Source organism: Actinocorallia herbida (assembly GCF_003751225.1).
Taxonomy (GTDB): Bacteria; Actinomycetota; Actinomycetes; order Streptosporangiales; family Streptosporangiaceae; genus Actinocorallia; species Actinocorallia herbida.
On the sequence record NZ_RJKE01000001.1, the window covers coordinates 5,454,228 to 5,469,041 of the forward strand.

General features: G+C 71.0%; 13 protein-coding genes. 9 read left to right on the forward strand and 4 right to left on the reverse strand.

The features are described 5' to 3' along the window. Nucleotides 1–28: 28 nt before the first annotated feature. Together EDD29_RS24705 and EDD29_RS24710 are read left to right on the forward strand one after the other, a co-directional pair. Nucleotides 29–874 carry an alpha/beta fold hydrolase gene (locus EDD29_RS24705; RefSeq protein WP_123666695.1) on the forward strand — a complete coding sequence of 282 codons (846 nt, stop codon included), beginning with the start codon at nt 29–31 and terminating at the stop codon, nt 872–874. A 22-nt stretch (nt 875–896) separates the two neighbouring features. Continuing rightward, nucleotides 897–2,648: an FAD-dependent oxidoreductase gene (locus tag EDD29_RS24710; protein ID WP_123666696.1), complete on the forward strand. Its 1,752-nt coding sequence runs from the start codon at nt 897–899 to the stop codon at nt 2,646–2,648. A 158-nt stretch (nt 2,649–2,806) separates the two neighbouring features. On the opposite strand, the gene pntB is transcribed toward EDD29_RS24710, so the two are convergent. The 3 genes from pntB to EDD29_RS24725 all read right to left on the reverse strand — a co-directional run bounded on the left by pntB (nt 2,807) and on the right by EDD29_RS24725 (nt 6,881). After that, on the reverse strand, nt 2,807–4,231 hold the full coding sequence (pntB, locus tag EDD29_RS24715; protein ID WP_123666697.1) for a Re/Si-specific NAD(P)(+) transhydrogenase subunit beta: 1,425 nt from the start codon (nt 4,229–4,231) through the stop codon (nt 2,807–2,809). 1 nt (nt 4,232) lies between these two features. Next, entirely contained in the window at nt 4,233–5,786 is a 1,554-nt protein-coding gene (locus EDD29_RS24720) for a Re/Si-specific NAD(P)(+) transhydrogenase subunit alpha (protein WP_123666698.1), read from the reverse strand. A gap of 108 nt (nt 5,787–5,894) precedes the next feature. Then, entirely contained in the window at nt 5,895–6,881 is a 987-nt protein-coding gene (locus EDD29_RS24725) for a cyclase family protein (protein ID WP_170201554.1), read from the reverse strand. 315 nt (nt 6,882–7,196) lie between these two features. Here EDD29_RS24725 and EDD29_RS24730 point away from each other — a divergent pair, with 315 nt between their 5' ends. The 5 genes from EDD29_RS24730 to EDD29_RS24750 are packed head-to-tail and all read left to right on the forward strand — an operon-like array spanning nt 7,197 to nt 11,487. Next, complete coding sequence (locus EDD29_RS24730) at nt 7,197–8,486, forward strand: cytochrome P450 (RefSeq protein WP_123666700.1); 1,290 nt, start codon at nt 7,197–7,199, stop codon at nt 8,484–8,486. Further along, nucleotides 8,486–8,683: a ferredoxin gene (locus EDD29_RS24735; RefSeq protein ID WP_123666701.1), complete on the forward strand. Its 198-nt coding sequence runs from the start codon at nt 8,486–8,488 to the stop codon at nt 8,681–8,683. The genes EDD29_RS24730 and EDD29_RS24735 overlap by 1 nt, the downstream gene beginning before the upstream one ends. Before the next feature lie 18 nt (nt 8,684–8,701). Further along, nucleotides 8,702–9,094, forward strand: coding sequence for a Zn-ribbon domain-containing OB-fold protein (locus EDD29_RS24740; protein WP_123666702.1), 393 nt, complete (start codon nt 8,702–8,704; stop codon nt 9,092–9,094). Between the two features lie 15 nt (nt 9,095–9,109). Next, nucleotides 9,110–10,258: a thiolase family protein gene (locus EDD29_RS24745; protein WP_123666703.1), complete on the forward strand. Its 1,149-nt coding sequence runs from the start codon at nt 9,110–9,112 to the stop codon at nt 10,256–10,258. Next, nucleotides 10,255–11,487: a CaiB/BaiF CoA transferase family protein gene (locus EDD29_RS24750; protein WP_123666704.1), complete on the forward strand. Its 1,233-nt coding sequence runs from the start codon at nt 10,255–10,257 to the stop codon at nt 11,485–11,487. The genes EDD29_RS24745 and EDD29_RS24750 overlap by 4 nt, the downstream gene beginning before the upstream one ends. 98 nt (nt 11,488–11,585) lie before the next feature. On the opposite strand, the gene EDD29_RS24755 is transcribed toward EDD29_RS24750, so the two are convergent. Next, the gene (locus EDD29_RS24755; protein ID WP_123666705.1) at nt 11,586–12,692 is read right to left on the reverse strand and encodes an alkene reductase; all 1,107 of its coding nucleotides are present in this window, start codon (nt 12,690–12,692) and stop codon (nt 11,586–11,588) included. 129 nt (nt 12,693–12,821) lie between these two features. On the opposite strand from EDD29_RS24755, the gene EDD29_RS24760 reads away from it, so the two are divergent. Both EDD29_RS24760 and EDD29_RS24765 read left to right on the forward strand, forming a co-directional pair. Next, the gene (locus EDD29_RS24760) at nt 12,822–13,232 is read left to right on the forward strand and encodes a MerR family transcriptional regulator (protein WP_123666706.1); all 411 of its coding nucleotides are present in this window, start codon (nt 12,822–12,824) and stop codon (nt 13,230–13,232) included. 311 nt (nt 13,233–13,543) lie between these two features. Then, nucleotides 13,544–14,773, forward strand: a complete 1,230-nt coding sequence (locus EDD29_RS24765; RefSeq protein ID WP_123666707.1) for a sensor histidine kinase — start codon at nt 13,544–13,546, stop codon at nt 14,771–14,773. Nucleotides 14,774–14,814 lie beyond the last annotated feature (41 nt).

A 14,814-nucleotide genomic window follows, 5' to 3' on the forward strand; every position in this document is an offset into this window, starting at 1 on the left:
CCCGCCCGACCCACGAAAGGAATCCCCGATGGCACTCACCAAGGCCGACGCGGCCCGCACCGTCCAGACCCGCGACTGGAAGCTGCGCTACTACGAGGCGGGCTCCGGCCACCCCGTGATCCTGCTGCACGGCAGCGGGCCGGGCGCGACCGGCTGGAGCAACTTCTCCGGCAACATCGAATCCCTCGCCGAGCACTTCCACGTGTACGCCGTCGACATGCCCGGCTGGGGCGACTCCGACGCCTGCACCGTCGACCGGCTCGACCACGTCGACGCCGCGATCCAGTTCATGGACGCGCTCGGCATCGACCGGGCCGCGTTCGTCGGCAACTCCATGGGCGGGCAGACGTCGCTGCGGCTCGCCGTCCAGCACCCGGACCGGATCTCGCACCTGGTCACCATGGGCCCGCCGGTCACCATGGCGCCGAAGCTGTTCGGGCCGGGCGACGGGCCTTCGGAGGGACTGAAGGTCCTCATCCAGGCGTATCTGGACGCGAGCCCGGAGAACATGCGGCGGCTCGTCGAGATCATGGTCTACGACAAGGCGCGCTTCGCCACCCCGGAGCTGTGCGCCGCCCGGTCGGAGGCCGCCCTCGCCCGTCCCGACCACCTCGCCAACTACGTGGCCGGGCTGCCCCACGGCGCGCCCGTCCCGACGTGGGTGCGGCCCGAGGACCTGCCCGGGATCAAGGCGCCCTCCCTGTTCGTCCACGGCCGCGACGACCGCGTCGTGTCCTTCGAGCACTCGCTGGCCCTCGTCGCGAACGTCCCCGACTCCCGGCTCGTGCTGCTCAACCGCTGCGGCCACTGGGCGATGATCGAGCACGCCGAGGAGTTCAACCGGCTGGTCATCGACTTCGTCCGCAACACCTGACCTCCCCGAAAGGAAACGACCGGTGACCACCCCTTCCGCCGCGGCCGAGACCGAGGTACTCATCGTCGGCGCGGGCCCGGCCGGCGCGTCCGCCGCCGCCCTGCTCGCCTCCTACGGTGTCTCGTGCATCGTCGTCAACAAGTACCCGGGCGTGTCCAACACGCCGCGGGCGCACATCACCAACCAGCGCGCGATGGAGGTGCTGCGCGACCTCGGGCTCGAGGACAAGGCGGCCGCCGCCGCGACGCCCCAGCGCCTCATGGGCGAGCACGTGTACGCCACCAGCCTCGCGGGCCGCGAGTTCGGCAGGCTGCGCACCTGGTACACCCACCCGCACTTCCAGGCCGAGCACGACCTGGCCAGCCCCTGCTCCCTGTGCGACCTGCCGCAGGACCTGCTGGAGCCGATCCTGATCAACGCCGCGGCCTCCCGGGGCGCGTCGGTCCGCTTCAACACCGAGCTCGTCGACTTCGTCCAGGACGCCGACGGCGTCACCGCGCTCGTCGCCGACAAGGTCACCGGCGCGGAGTACGGCATCCGCAGCAAGTACCTGATCGGCGCGGACGGCGGCAACTCGCTGGTCATGGAGAAGCTGGGCCTGCCCCTGGTAGGCGAGATGGGCGGCGGCGGCTCCGTCAACATCGTGTTCGAGGCCGACCTCACCCGGCTGGTCGAGCACCGTCCGGGTGACATGTACTGGTTCCTCCAGTCCGGCGCGGGCCATGACGGGCTCGGCATCGGCGTCCTGCGCATGGTCCGGCCGTGGGACCGGTGGATCGGCGTGTGGGGGTACGACGAGGCCGAAGGACGTCCCGAGCTCACCGAGGACGACGCCGTCGCGATCGCGCACCGGCTCATCGGGGACGACACGGTCCCGGTGAAGATCGAGTCGGTGTCCATCTGGTCGATCAACCACGTGTACGCCACCGACAACATGAAGGGCCGGGTGTTCTGCGCGGGCGACGCCGTGCACCGGCACCCGCCGATGAACGGGCTCGGCTCGAACACCTCCATCCAGGACGGTTACAACCTGTGCTGGAAGCTCGCCCTCGTCCTGCGCGGGCAGGCCGGTCCGGAACTGCTGGAGACCTACCGGGCCGAACGCGTCCCGGTCGCGGAGCAGATCGTGAAGCGCGCGGGCACGAGCAACGCGCTCATCCCGGGGCTCTTCCAGGCGCTCGACCTGCCCGCCGCGCCCGACGAGCACACGATGGCGCGCGCCGTCGCCGGTCTTGAGGAGGCCACCCCGGAGGGCACCGGGCGGCGCCGCGCGTTCGAGAAGGCGATGCACGCGACCCTCATCGGCTTCAACGCGCACGGTGTGGAGACCAACCAGCGCTACCGGTCGAGCGCGATCCTCGACGAGGGCGCGGCCGAGCCGCCCGCGCCGCGCGACGAGGAGGTCTACCACCACGCCTCGACGCACCCGGGCCGCCACCTCCCGCACGTCTGGCTGACCAGGGACCAGCGCCGCGTCGCGCTGTTCGACCTGTGCGGCAAGGGCGGCTTCACCCTGCTGACGGGCCCGCGCGGCGCGGCCTGGCAGGAGGCCGCGGCCAAGGCCGCCGCCGTCCTCGGCGTCCCCGTCCGTGTCCGCACGATCGGCCTGGGCTGCGACTACGAGGACTCCTACGGCGACTACGGAGCGGTCTGCGGTGTCGAGGAGGACGGCGCCCTGCTCGTCCGCCCCGACCACATGATCGCCTGGCGGGCCGCGACCTCCGCCGGGGCCGCCGGCCTCGGCTCCGCCCTCTCCGGCCTCCTGTCCCGCTGACCCCTTCCTTGCGGCCCGGCCCCGGGCCGCAAGGAACCCCTGCCCGGGGTGTTGACCTGCCGGCTGTCGAGTGTTCAGCCCGGCACCCATCCGCGACCCGTGTGGTGAGGTGCTCCTCCCAGCGCTGGGAGGAGCACCTGTCCGTTGCCAGGCCGGGGTCAGACGGGGACGGCGGCGAGGGCGCCGACGATCTCGTCGATTCTGGTCTTGGCGTCGCCGAAGAGCATGGTGGTGTTGTCGCGGAAGAAGAGGGGGTTCTGGACGCCGGCGTAGCCGCTGGCCATGGAGCGCTTGAAGACGACGACGTGGGCGGCGTCCCACACGCGCAGGACGGGCATGCCGGCGATGGGGCTCGAGGGGTCGTCCATGGCGGCGGGGTTGACGGTGTCGTTGGCGCCGATGACGAGGACGACGTCGGTGGCGGCGAGGTCGTCGTTGATCTCGTCCATCTCCAGCACGATGTCGTAGGGCACCTTGGCTTCGGCGAGGAGGACGTTCATGTGGCCGGGGAGGCGGCCGGCCACGGGGTGGATGCCGAACCGCACGTCGACGCCGCGGTCCCGCAGGATGCGGGTCAGCTCGGCCACCGGGTACTGGGCCTGGGCGACGGCCATGCCGTAACCGGGGGTGATGACGACGCTGGAGGCGGACAGGAGCAGGTCGGCCGTCTCCTCCGCGGAGATCTCCCGGTGCTCGCCCTGCTCGCCGCCGTCCGTGCCCTTGGGCGCCTCGATGCCGAAGCCGCCCGCGATGACGGACAGGAAGGAGCGGTTCATCGCCTTGCACATGATGAAGGAGAGGTAGGCGCCGGAGGAGCCGACGAGCGCGCCGGTGATGATGAGCAGGTCGTTGGACAGCAGGAAGCCGCTGGCCACCGCGGCCCAGCCGGAGTAGCTGTTGAGCATGGAGACCACGACGGGCATGTCGCCGCCGCCGATCGAGGCGACCAGGTGCCAGCCGAACAGCAGCGCGATCGCCGTCACCACGATGATGGCCCACAACTGAGGGTCGATCACGAACCAGACCGTCAGCACGGCGAAGGCGAGCAGCGCGGCGAGGTTCAGGAGGTTCTTGCCGGGCAGCACCAGCGGCGCCGACTTCATCTTCGCGCTGAGCTTCAGGTAAGCGACGATCGAGCCGGTGAAGGTGACCGCGCCGATGAAGATCCCGGCGAACACCTCCGCGTGGTGGATGCGCAGCAGCGCGCCCGTGAAGTGGCCGAGCCCCTGGTCCTCGACCTCGATGTACGACGCCCAGCCGACCAGCACGGCGGCGAGCCCCACGAACGAGTGCAGGAGCGCGATCAGCTCGGGCATCCCCGTCATCTGGACGACCCGGGCCCGCCACAGCCCGATGGCGCCGCCGATGACGAGCGCGACGGTGAGGACCAGCGCGGTCGTGCCGCGCACCGTGCTGTCGTGCAGCACCAGCCCGGTGGTGGCGGCGAGCGCGACGACCATGCCGGCGAGGCCGTAGGCCCAGCCCTGCTTCGCGGTCTCGTGCCTGCTCAGTCCGGCGAGGGACAGGATGAACAGCAGCGCGGCGATGAGGTACGCCGCGGTGGCGATCGAGGCTGCGGACACGTCAGTTCCCCTTGCTGAACATGGTGAGCATGCGCCGGGTCACCGCGAAGCCACCGAAGATGTTGATGGAGGCCAGCAGGATCGCCACCCCGGCGAGGACCTGGATCAGCGGCACGTCGAGGCCGACCTGGACGAGCGCGCCGACGACGATCACGCCGGAGACGGCGTTCGTGACGCTCATCAGGGGCGTGTGCAGGGCGTGGTGGACCTTGCCGATCACGTAGTAGCCGATCACGACGGCCAGCGTCAGCACGGTGAAGTGCTGCGGGATCGGGGCTGGCGCGAAGGCGGTGACCAGGCCGAACAGGCCGGTGGCGGTGAAGACCATGGCGAGCTTCGCGGCGGCCGACAGCGGCTTCTTCTCCCGCCCGACCGGTGCCTCCGCCTGGGCGGGCGCCGCGGCGGGGGCGGCGCTGATCTGGACCGGGGGCGGCGGCCACAGCGTCTCGCTCCGCCCCCACCCGGTGGCGCGCACGACGGTCATGCCGCGCTGGACGACGTCGTCCAGGTCGAGGACGACCTCGCCGTCCTTGTCCGGTGTGAGCAGTTTCAGCAGGTTGACGATGTTCGTGCCGTACAGCTGGCTGGCCTGGGTGGGCAGCCGGCCCGCGAGGTCGGTGTAGGCCAGGATCGTCACGCCGCCCTCGGTGACGATCTTCTCGCCGGGGACGCTGCCCTCGACGTTGCCGCCCATCGCGGCGGCCATGTCCACGATCACCGACCCCGGCTTCATCGCGGCCACATCGGCCGCCGTGATCAGCCTCGGCGCGGGACGGCCGGGGATCAGCGCGGTGGTGATGACGATGTCGACGTCGGCGGCCTGGTCCGCGTAGAGCTTCGCCGCGGCCTCGTCGTAGAGCTCCGAGGTCGCCTTGGCGTAGCCGTCGCTGGACTGCTGGGCCTCTTCGTCGACCAGCACGGGCAGGAACTCCCCGCCCAGGGACTTCACCTGCTCGGCCACCTCAGGGCGCGGGTCCGTCGCCCGCACGATGGCGCCCAGGCTGGAAGCCGCACCGATCGCGGCCAGCCCCGCCACACCGGCACCCGCGACCAGCACCTTCGCCGGAGGCACCTTGCCGGCCGCGGTCACCTGACCGGTGAAGAAACGGCCGAACTCGTGCGCGGCCTCCACCACCGCCCGGTAGCCGGCGATGTTCGCCATGCTCGACAGGACGTCGAGGGACTGGGCCCGGCTGATCCGCGGCACCGCGTCCATCGCCAGCGCCGTGACATCCCGTGCCGCCAGCTCGTCCACGAGATCGGGATTGAGCGCCGGAGCGAGCGTCGAGATCAGCAGCGCGCCCTCCTTGAGCCTGCCCGCCTCGCCGACCGCCGGACCGTTGACGCGCAGGACGACGTCCGCGCCCCACCCGTCCTCGGCGGTGCCGATTCCGGCCCCGGCCTCGATGTACGCCGCGTCGGTGAACGCGGAGAGCGCACCGGCCCCGGCCTCGACCACCACGTCGTATCCCAGCCCGACGAGTTGACGGACGGTGGCGGGCGTCGCGGCGACGCGCGTCTCCCCCGTCTGCTCGCGGGTCACTCCTATGAGCATCGACCTACTCCTTCACGACCAAGGCATTGCCACGCTTGCGATCAATGGGACATAGCAAAAGGTCTGGCGCCGGCCCCTCGGGCCGGTGCCAGACCGGGTTCACGCGCCTCAGTACAGGAGGAGCGGGTTGATCAGCACGCCGGTGGACCGGTGGATCGCCGTCGGCGCGGCGACGAGCAGGCCCGTCGACGTGCCCGCGGCCTTCAGCTGGGCGGCGGCGGGGCCGAGGAGGCAGTTGTCGACGAGGCAGAGCCCGATCGCGTAGATCAGGTTGTGCACTTCGAGCGAGCCGGACGGGTTGTCGCGCGCGTCGTGGAAGTCCCAGAGCACCAGGCCGGGGTCCTGCTCCGCGATCCACTGGGCGCCGTCCTCGCCGATGCCGGGACGGCGGACGGCGGCGGCGCCGCTGGGGTACACGTGGCCCGCGGCCTCGTACCGGTCGCGGCCCTGGTAGATGATCAGGGCGTCGCCCGGTTCGAGCGTCACGCCCGCCGCGGCGACCGCCGCGTCCAGTTCGGCGGCCGTCACCGGTTCCTCCGCGGCGATCCACTCCACGCCCCGGACGGCGGTGACGTCGAGCAGCACGCCGCGGGTCGCGATGCCGTGCTGCGCCCAGTTGACCATCGTGTCCTCGTCGGTCTCCGAGGCCGAGGCGGGGATGGGGCCGTGCCAGCTGGCATCCGCGCCGATGTGCGCGAGCCCGTCGAGATGGGTGTTGTGGACGCCGTGCGCGTCGTACTTGATCACGTCGCCGCCGTGCGCGTAGCGGCCGTGCAGGCCGATCTGCACCTCGAGTTCGACGCCGCCGTGGCCGTCGGGCATTTCCGCCATGCCCAGCCGCTGCCAGTCGCGCTTCTCCGCCTCGGCCGCCTCCCGGCGCTGCTTGAGGACCGCGGGTCGGGTCTCGACCTCGCGTTCGAGCGAGATCGCCCTTCCGAGCTTGACCTGGGCCACGCCGCGCAGGCGGGCCGCCTCGTCGATGAGCGCCACCGAGCCGCGGCACTGGGCCTCTTCGGCGTGGCGGGCGGCGTCGTGCGCGTTCCCGATCTTACGCAGCCAAGGGGCGAGCGGATCGGGCCCGAGGTCGTCTGTCATCTCATGCTCCCTGTCTTCCAGGAGGTCTCGCCACCCGAAGTCCATCACGTCTAACAGAACGTCAGAACGCTACAACGCAACACTCGGAGGATTCTGCCCGCGCCCGGAAGCGTCTGTCAACGGCTCAGCCAGCGGCACATGGGGGCCGCAAGAAGACGGCACTCCTTGACACTCGGTACAGATGGGATCATTCTATGTCTAGCGCACAACCGTACGTGTGTTCGGTAGAACGAAACGACGGGGAGCCGGTATGACTTAAGGGGTGACGGCTCGGTCGCAGAGCCGGAACACACACCTTCCAGGAAAGGGGTACGGATGAGCACCGTGGAGATCGACCCGACGGCGATCGACTTCTTCACCGACGCCGAGGTCGCCGAGAACACGGCGCCCTACTTCGATCACATGACCGCCAACCACCCGGTGTGGCGCGAGTCGAAGTACGGCGTCGTGATCGTCACCGGGTACGAGGAGGCGCTGAAGGTCTACCACCACCCGGAGATCTACTCCTCGATCAACCGGACCGGCGGGCCCGTCCTGGACCTCCCGTTCGAGCTCGTCGGCGACGATCTGACGGAGCTCCTCGAGCAGTACCGGGAGCACTTCCCGCAGAACGACCAGATCGTGACGTTCGACCCGCCGATGCACACCGATCACCGGGCGCTGCTGATGGGCCTGATCACGCCCAAGCGGCTCAAGGAGAACGAGGAGTTCCTCAAGGTCACCGCGGACCGCTTCCTCGACGAGCTCCTGCCCGCGGGGCAGAGCGAGTTCATCTGGGGATACGCGAAGCGGTACGCCATCCTCGCGGTCGCCGACCTGCTCGGGGTGCCCGAGAGCGACCACCCGATGCTGATCGAACTGCTGGCCACCAAGGGACCGGTCCTCGGGAACCTGAAGCTGCAGACCTCCCACCACAACACCCTCGAGCGGCTGTACGGCTACTTCATCGAGAAGATCGAGGAGCGGCGCGCGAACCCCACCGAAGACATCCTCACCGGGATGGCGCTGGCCACCTTCCCCGACGGCACGCTCCCCGAGCCGATCGACGTCGCCCGGATCGCCTCGAACCTCTTCGCGGCCGGCAACGAGACGACGGTCCAGCTGCTCGGCATCTCCCTCGCCCGGCTCGCCGAGGACCAGCCGCTCCAGGACCTGCTGCGCGAGAACACGGCGCTGATCCCGAAGTTCATCGAGGAGGTCCTGCGGATCGAGGCCCCGATCCGGGGCTCGTTCCGCCTCACCAAGGTCGCGACCAGCATCGGCGGTCTCGACCTGGCGCCCGGCACCGTCGTCATGCTCCTGCACGGCGCGGCGGGCCGCGACGCGCGGGTCTTCGACAACCCGGCCGAGTTCGACGTCAATCGCGCTAACGCCCGGCAGCACCTCGCGTTCGGCCGCGGCATCCACACCTGCCCCGGCGCCCCGCTCGCCCGCGCGGAAGCGGTGTTCTCCCTCCGGCGGCTGCTGGAGCGCACCGAGCGCATCGAGCTGTCCGAGGAGCACCACGGCCCGGCCGGCGACCGCCGCTGGGACGTCATGCCCAGCTACAAGTTCCGCGGCCACAACACCCTCCACCTCACCTACACCGAGCGGGAGGGCAACTGATGGCAGCCGAGATCACGGTCGACCGCGACCGGTGCATGGGCTCCGGGCAGTGCACCTTCTACGCACCCAACACCTTCGACCTCGATGACTCCGACATCGCGGTCGTCACGGATCCGCACGGCGACAGCGACGAGAAGATCAAGATGGCCATCACCGTGTGCCCGACCCGGTCCATCGAGCGCGTCGCCCCCGAATAGAAGACACGAAGGAGCGGCATGACCGTCCAACCCGAGGCGCAGATCTCCGCGCCCATCGCCGACCTGGAGAGCGACAGCCTCCTCGGCGACTTCCCCGAAGGCCCGCGCCTCGTCGGGACACTGTGCGCGCAGTGCGGCCAGACGATGATCGGCACCCGGGTCGCGTGCAGCACGTGCGTCAGCCGTGACGTCTCGCGCATCGCGCTCCCGGCGACCGGGGTCCTGTACTCCTTCACCCGGCTCCACGTCGGCGGCACCGACGTCCGCCCGATCGGCTACGTGGACCTCGACGACGGCGTGCGCACGCTCGCCGATCTCCGCGAGGACGGCGCGCCCCTCCAGCCCGACGTCCGCGTCGCCCTCGGGGTCGACGGCGACGGCTGGTTCTTCGCCCCCGCCGCCGACGACTGATCAAGGAAGACCCCCATGACTGAGAACGTGTACGTCGTCTCGGCGGCGATGATCCCCTTCGGCAAGCACCGGACCTCCTCCTACGTGGGTCTCGCGGTGTCGCCGCTCATCGACGCCCTCCAGAGCGCCGGCGTCCAGAAGTCCGACGTCGACGCCGTCTACGTCGGCCACGCCTACGGCGGCATGATGACGGGCCAGCGGATCACCAAGGAGATCGGCCTCGGCACCGTCCCCACCGTCAACATCGACAACGCCTGCTCGGGCGGCGCGACCGCGCTGCACGAGGCGTGGATGGCCATCGGCCAGGGCCTCATCGACGTCGCCGTCGTCATCGGCGTCGAGAAGCTGACGCAGTTCGGCGGAGGCACCCTGCCGCTGTCCCCCGAGGACCGCGAGGTCAAGCAGGGCATCGTCATGCCGGCCGTCTACGCGATGCGCGCGACCCGCTACCTGCACGACACCGAGGCGACGGTCGAGGACCTCGCGCTGGTCAGCGTGAAGGCGCGCAGGCACGGCGCGCTGAACCCCTTCGCGCAGTTCCGCAAGGAAGTCACCGTCGAGGAGGTCCTCGCGGCGCGGTCCATCGCCGATCCCCTGACCCTGCTCATGTGCTGCCCGACCGGGGACGGCGCCGCCGTCATCGTGCTGGCCTCCGAGCGCGCCAGGAACCGCCTGGGCACTCCGCGCGGCATGCGGGTCGCGGCGTCGGTCCTGCACTCGGGCCAGGTCGCCGAGGGGTACCGGGACATGACGAAGCCGGAGATCACCTACGAGTCGGCGCACGACGCCTACGCGCAGGCCGGGATCGGTCCCGGCGAGCTGGACATGATCGAGACGCATGACGCGTTCTCGATCGCCGAACTCGTCTACTACGAGGCGCTCGGCCTGACGGAGAAGCAGAGCGCGGTGGCGCTCCTGCGCGACGGCAGGACGACCTTCGGCGGCGATGTCGTGGTGAACCCGAGCGGCGGCCTCCTCGCCAAGGGCCACCCGGTCGGCGCGAGCGGCGTCGCCCAGGTCGCCGAGGCGTTCTGGCAGCTCACCGGCCAGGCCGGCGCGCGGCAGGTCACGGACGCGCGCTGGGCCCTGACGCACGTCACCGGCGGCGGCACCGCCGGACTGGACCACGGCGCGTGCACGATCCACATCTTCGAGGCGGCATGACCACGATCATCGAGCGCCCGCCGCTGGAAGGCCTGCGCGTCCTCGATCTCACCACCTTTCTCTCCGGGCCTTCGGCGACCCAGCTGCTGGGGGACCTGGGCGCGGAGATCATCAAGGTCGAATCCCTCGACGGCGATTCGAGCCGGGCGATCGTCGGGCCGACGGTGCTCGGGGAGACCGCCTACTTCCTCGCCAACAATCGCAACAAGCGAAGCGTTGCGATCAACCTGAAGTCGCCACGGGGCCTCGAGGTGCTGAAGCGCCTGATCTCCCGCGTCGACGTGGTCATCGAGAACTTCCGGCCGGGGGTCACCGCGCGCCTCGGCATCGATCCGAAGACGATCACCGCGGAGCAGCCCGCGCTCATCTGGGCCTCCATCAGCGGCTTCGGACAGGACGGGCCGCTGCGCGACCGGCCGGCCTACGACATGATCGTGCAGGCGCTCAGCGGGGTGATGAGCCTCAACGGCCATCCCGGATCCCCGGCCGCCCGGCTCGGGATCCCGGCGGGCGACGTCGTGGCGGGCCTGTACGCCGTGATCGGCCTCCTCGCCGCCCTCGACGCCCGCCACAAGACGGGCCGGGGCAGGATCATCGACGTCTCGATGCTCCGCGGCCAGCTCTCCATGCTGTCCTACCAGGCCCTTTACACCTCGCTCAAGGGTGTTGCCCCGGGCCCGCAGGGGGCCGGCCACGACTCGATCGCCACCTACCGCTCCTTCCGGGGCGGCGACGGGCGGGAGTTCGTGGTCACCGCGAACACGCCGCGGATGTGGGAGGGCCTCTGCCGCGTCCTGGGCGTCGGCGAACTGGTCGGTGACGAGCGCTTCCTGGACGCCGCGAGCCGGCTCAGGAACAAGGAGGCGCTCTGGGAGATCCTGGAGGCGCGGTTCGCCGAGCGCCCCGCCGCCGAATGGATCGACCTGCTGGCCGAGGCATCCGTTCCCGTCGCCTCGGTGAAGAACGTCCTCGAAGCGCTCACCGACGCCCGGGCCGCCAAGGACGGCAGCATGGTCCTCGTCGAGAGCGACGAGGCCTCCTTCGAGAACGTCGCGACCCCCATCCGCTTCGTCGACACCGAAGACGTCCCGCCGACCTACCCCCCGGCCCTCGGCGGCGACACCTTCGACATCCTCGTCGGCGAACTCGGCATCCCCGAAGCGGAGCTGGAGTCCTTGATCGCCGACCGCGTCGTCATCGCGACCCCCCAGAAGGAACGCGTCGCGTAACCCGCCGCACGTCTCCGGATCTTCGGGGCCCGGTCCGACCATCCAGCGGACCGGGCCCTTCGCACGTCGCCGTCACCGCCCGGTACGGTGCCGCACCTTCACCGAGCGAGGGTGGCGGCCGTGCGCTCGTAGGGCCGGTAGGTCAGGTAGCCCTCGTCGCCGCCCTGGTAGAAGGTGGCCTCGTCGGCCGGGGCGATCGGGGCGCCGGTGCGCAGGCGCTCGACGAGGTCGGGATTGGCGAGATAGGCGCGGCCGAAGCTGATCAGCTCGGCGCCGAGGCCGAGCCAGTGCTCCGCCGCGGCGAGGTCGGTCTGCGCCGCGCCCATCGGCATCACCGGGTTCATGATGAGCGTGCCCGGCCAGGCCCGGCGCAGGGCGAGCAGGGAAGGCTCGTCCACCGTCGCCTCCAGGTGGACGTAGGCGAGTCCGAGGCGGGCGAGCTCGCCGAGCAAGGCGGTGTAGAGGCCGAGGACGTCGTCCTCCGCCACGCCCCAGAAGGCCGCGCCGGGCGAGAGGCGGATCCCGGTCCTGGAGGCGCCGACGGCCTCGGCGGTGGCGGTCGCGGCCTCGACGGCGAACCGGATCCGGTTTCGCACCGAGCCGCCGTAGCGATCGGTGCGCAGGTTGGCGTTGGACGAGAGGAACTGCGAGATCAGGTAGCCGTTCGCGCCGTGCAGTTCCACCCCGTCGAAGCCCGCGTCGACCGCGCGGCGGGCGGCGTCCGCATAGGAGCCTGCGTGTTCGGGCACCTCGTGGGTCTCCAGCGCCCGCGGCACCGGCGCGGGCCGCGGACCTGCCGGGGTGAACACGGCGCCGACGGCGGGCACGGCCGAGGGCCCGACCGGCTGCGCTCCCGTGGTGTCCGGATGCGAGACCCGGCCTCCGTGCATCAGCTGGGCGAAGATCCGGCCGCCGTTGGCGTGCACGGCGGCGGTCACCTGGCGCCACGAGTCCGTCTGCGCGTCGGTGTGCAGGCCGGGGGTGCCCGGGCTCGACTGGCCGATCAGGCTCGGCTGGACCCCTTCGCTGACGATCAGCCCGGCGGTGGCGCGCTGGGCGTAGTAGGCGGCCATCGACGCGGTCGCCAGTCCTCCGGCGGCGGCGCGCGCCCGCGTCATCGGGGCCATCACCACCCGGTTGGGCAGCGTCAGCCCGCCGAGGCGGTATCCGGTGAGCAGCGTGCTCGGTGCGGTGGTCGTGGTCATGCGAAGCCCTTCGTTCGAAGTCGCGGACCCTGCTCGCGAGCCCGTCCTTCGGCTACGCTAAAACCTCACATTGACGTCAGATGCAAGCTATGTGACCGAGATCTTTCGATTGTTCGACGGGAGGACGCCATGCGGATCGGTGAGCTCGCGGACCGCACCGGGGTGAGTGTCAGGTCGCTGCGCTACTACGAGGAGCAGGGCCTGCTGCACAGCACCCGCACCACCAGCGGCCAGCGCCGCTACGCCGGCCCCGCGGTGGAACGGGTGCTGTTCCTCCAGCGCCTGTACGCGGCGGGACTGTCCAGCCGCACCATCGCCGAGCTGCTGCCCTGCGTCGACGCTCCCAGCGAGGACCACTCCGTGGCCGCCCTGGACCGGATGGAACAGGAGCGCGCGAAGCTCGACGCCCACATCACGGACCTCGTCGGCACCCGGGACGCCCTCGACGCCCTCATGTCCGTCGCCCGCGACGCCCTCGCCGCCCTGCGCACGCCCGGCCGCCGGCCTGATCACGACAGGTCGGGGGTCACCACGGGATGACGCCGTCGTCCTCGAAGAACGCACCGGCCGGGCCCCGTCGGGCCGGCCCCGTTGGTCCTGAGATCGCGCGGCCACCCGGCTGTGACCGGTGCGCAGGCCCTGGTTCCCGAAGCCACGGCGAGGTTCCCCGGGGCGGGGCGGTTTTTGCCATGGCGGTGCCGCCGCCTGGGCGTTCGCGGGCCTGAACACGGGAACTTCCAGGGAGAGTTGTTCATGCGATGGTCGATCTTCGGGGCCCCGCACATGCCGCTGGAACGCCGCGCCGGAGCCCGGGTCCCCAGAAATCGCGGCGGTGATGCCCGGGGGTCGTGATGGACGAGATGGACTTCTTCGACGTGTTCGATGCCGCTCCGGTCGCACTGGCGGTGCTGTCGACGGATCTGCGGTTCGTCGCGGTGAACCGGGCCCATGAGGAGTTGTTCGGCCGGTCGCGCGAGCAGTGCGTCGGCCGTCCCGCCTTCGAGGTGTTCCCGAGTAGGACCTGGCAGCACGGCAAGCAGGCGCTCAAGGAGTCGATGGAGCGGGCGGTGGCCGGCGGGGAGTGCGGGGCCGAGATCACGCTGATGCAGCGCTACGACATCGAGACGGCGGGCGCGGGAGGGACGTTCGAGGAGAGGTACTGGACCTCGGCCAACTGCCCGGTGAGGAACCGCGACGGTGAGATCTGCGGCCTGGTCGTGCGGCTGCAGGAGGTGACCTCCTTCGTCGACTCGATGCACGGGCGGGGCAGGTCGGAGTTCTCCCGTGCCGGACTGTCGCACGCGGCCGCGGTCGAGGCGCAGCTGTTCGCCCAGACCGGGCAGTTGCAGGAGCTCAACCAGCGGCTGCGCAACGCCGAGGCCCACCACCGCCACCTCGCCGAAGGGCTGCAGGAGATGGTGCGGCATCAGCGCCAGGCGGTCGCCGACACCTCCCATGACCTGCGCAGCCCCCTCACCGGCCTGCGGACCAGGCTGGAAGACGCCCTCGCCGACCCCGACTGCGACCCCCACGAGATCCTCCAGGCCGCCCTGCACGACGCCGAACGGCTCGGCGACATCATCAGCGACCTCCTGGAGCTGGGCCGTCTGGAGTCCGGCGCGCCCGCGGCGACCGAGCCGATCGACCTCGCCCGCCTGCTGCGCACCGAGATCGCCCATCGCGACCCCGCCACCACGACCACCACCTACCTGACACCCGGCATCGTGGTGGACACCTCGGAGATCCGCCTCACCCGCCTGGTGGACAACCTGCTGGCCAACGCCGAACGCCACACCCGCTCCCACATCGACGTGCGCCTCACCACCGATGACGGGCACGCCGTGCTGGAGGTCATCGACAACGGCCCCGGCATCCCCGCCGCCGACCGGGAGAAGGTCTTCGACCGTTTCTTCCGCCGTCCCGACGCCCGCGCCGCCGACCCGGGCGGCAGCGGCCTGGGCCTGCCGATCTCCCGCCAGATCGCCGAAGCCCACGGCGGAACCCTGCTCGCCACCGACCGCGCCGACGGCGTCCCCGGAGCCCGCCTAGTCCTCCGTCTCCCCCTGCACCACCGCCCCTGAGCGGCGAGGGCCGCAGGGCACCGGCCGTCCGGACCCGGTAC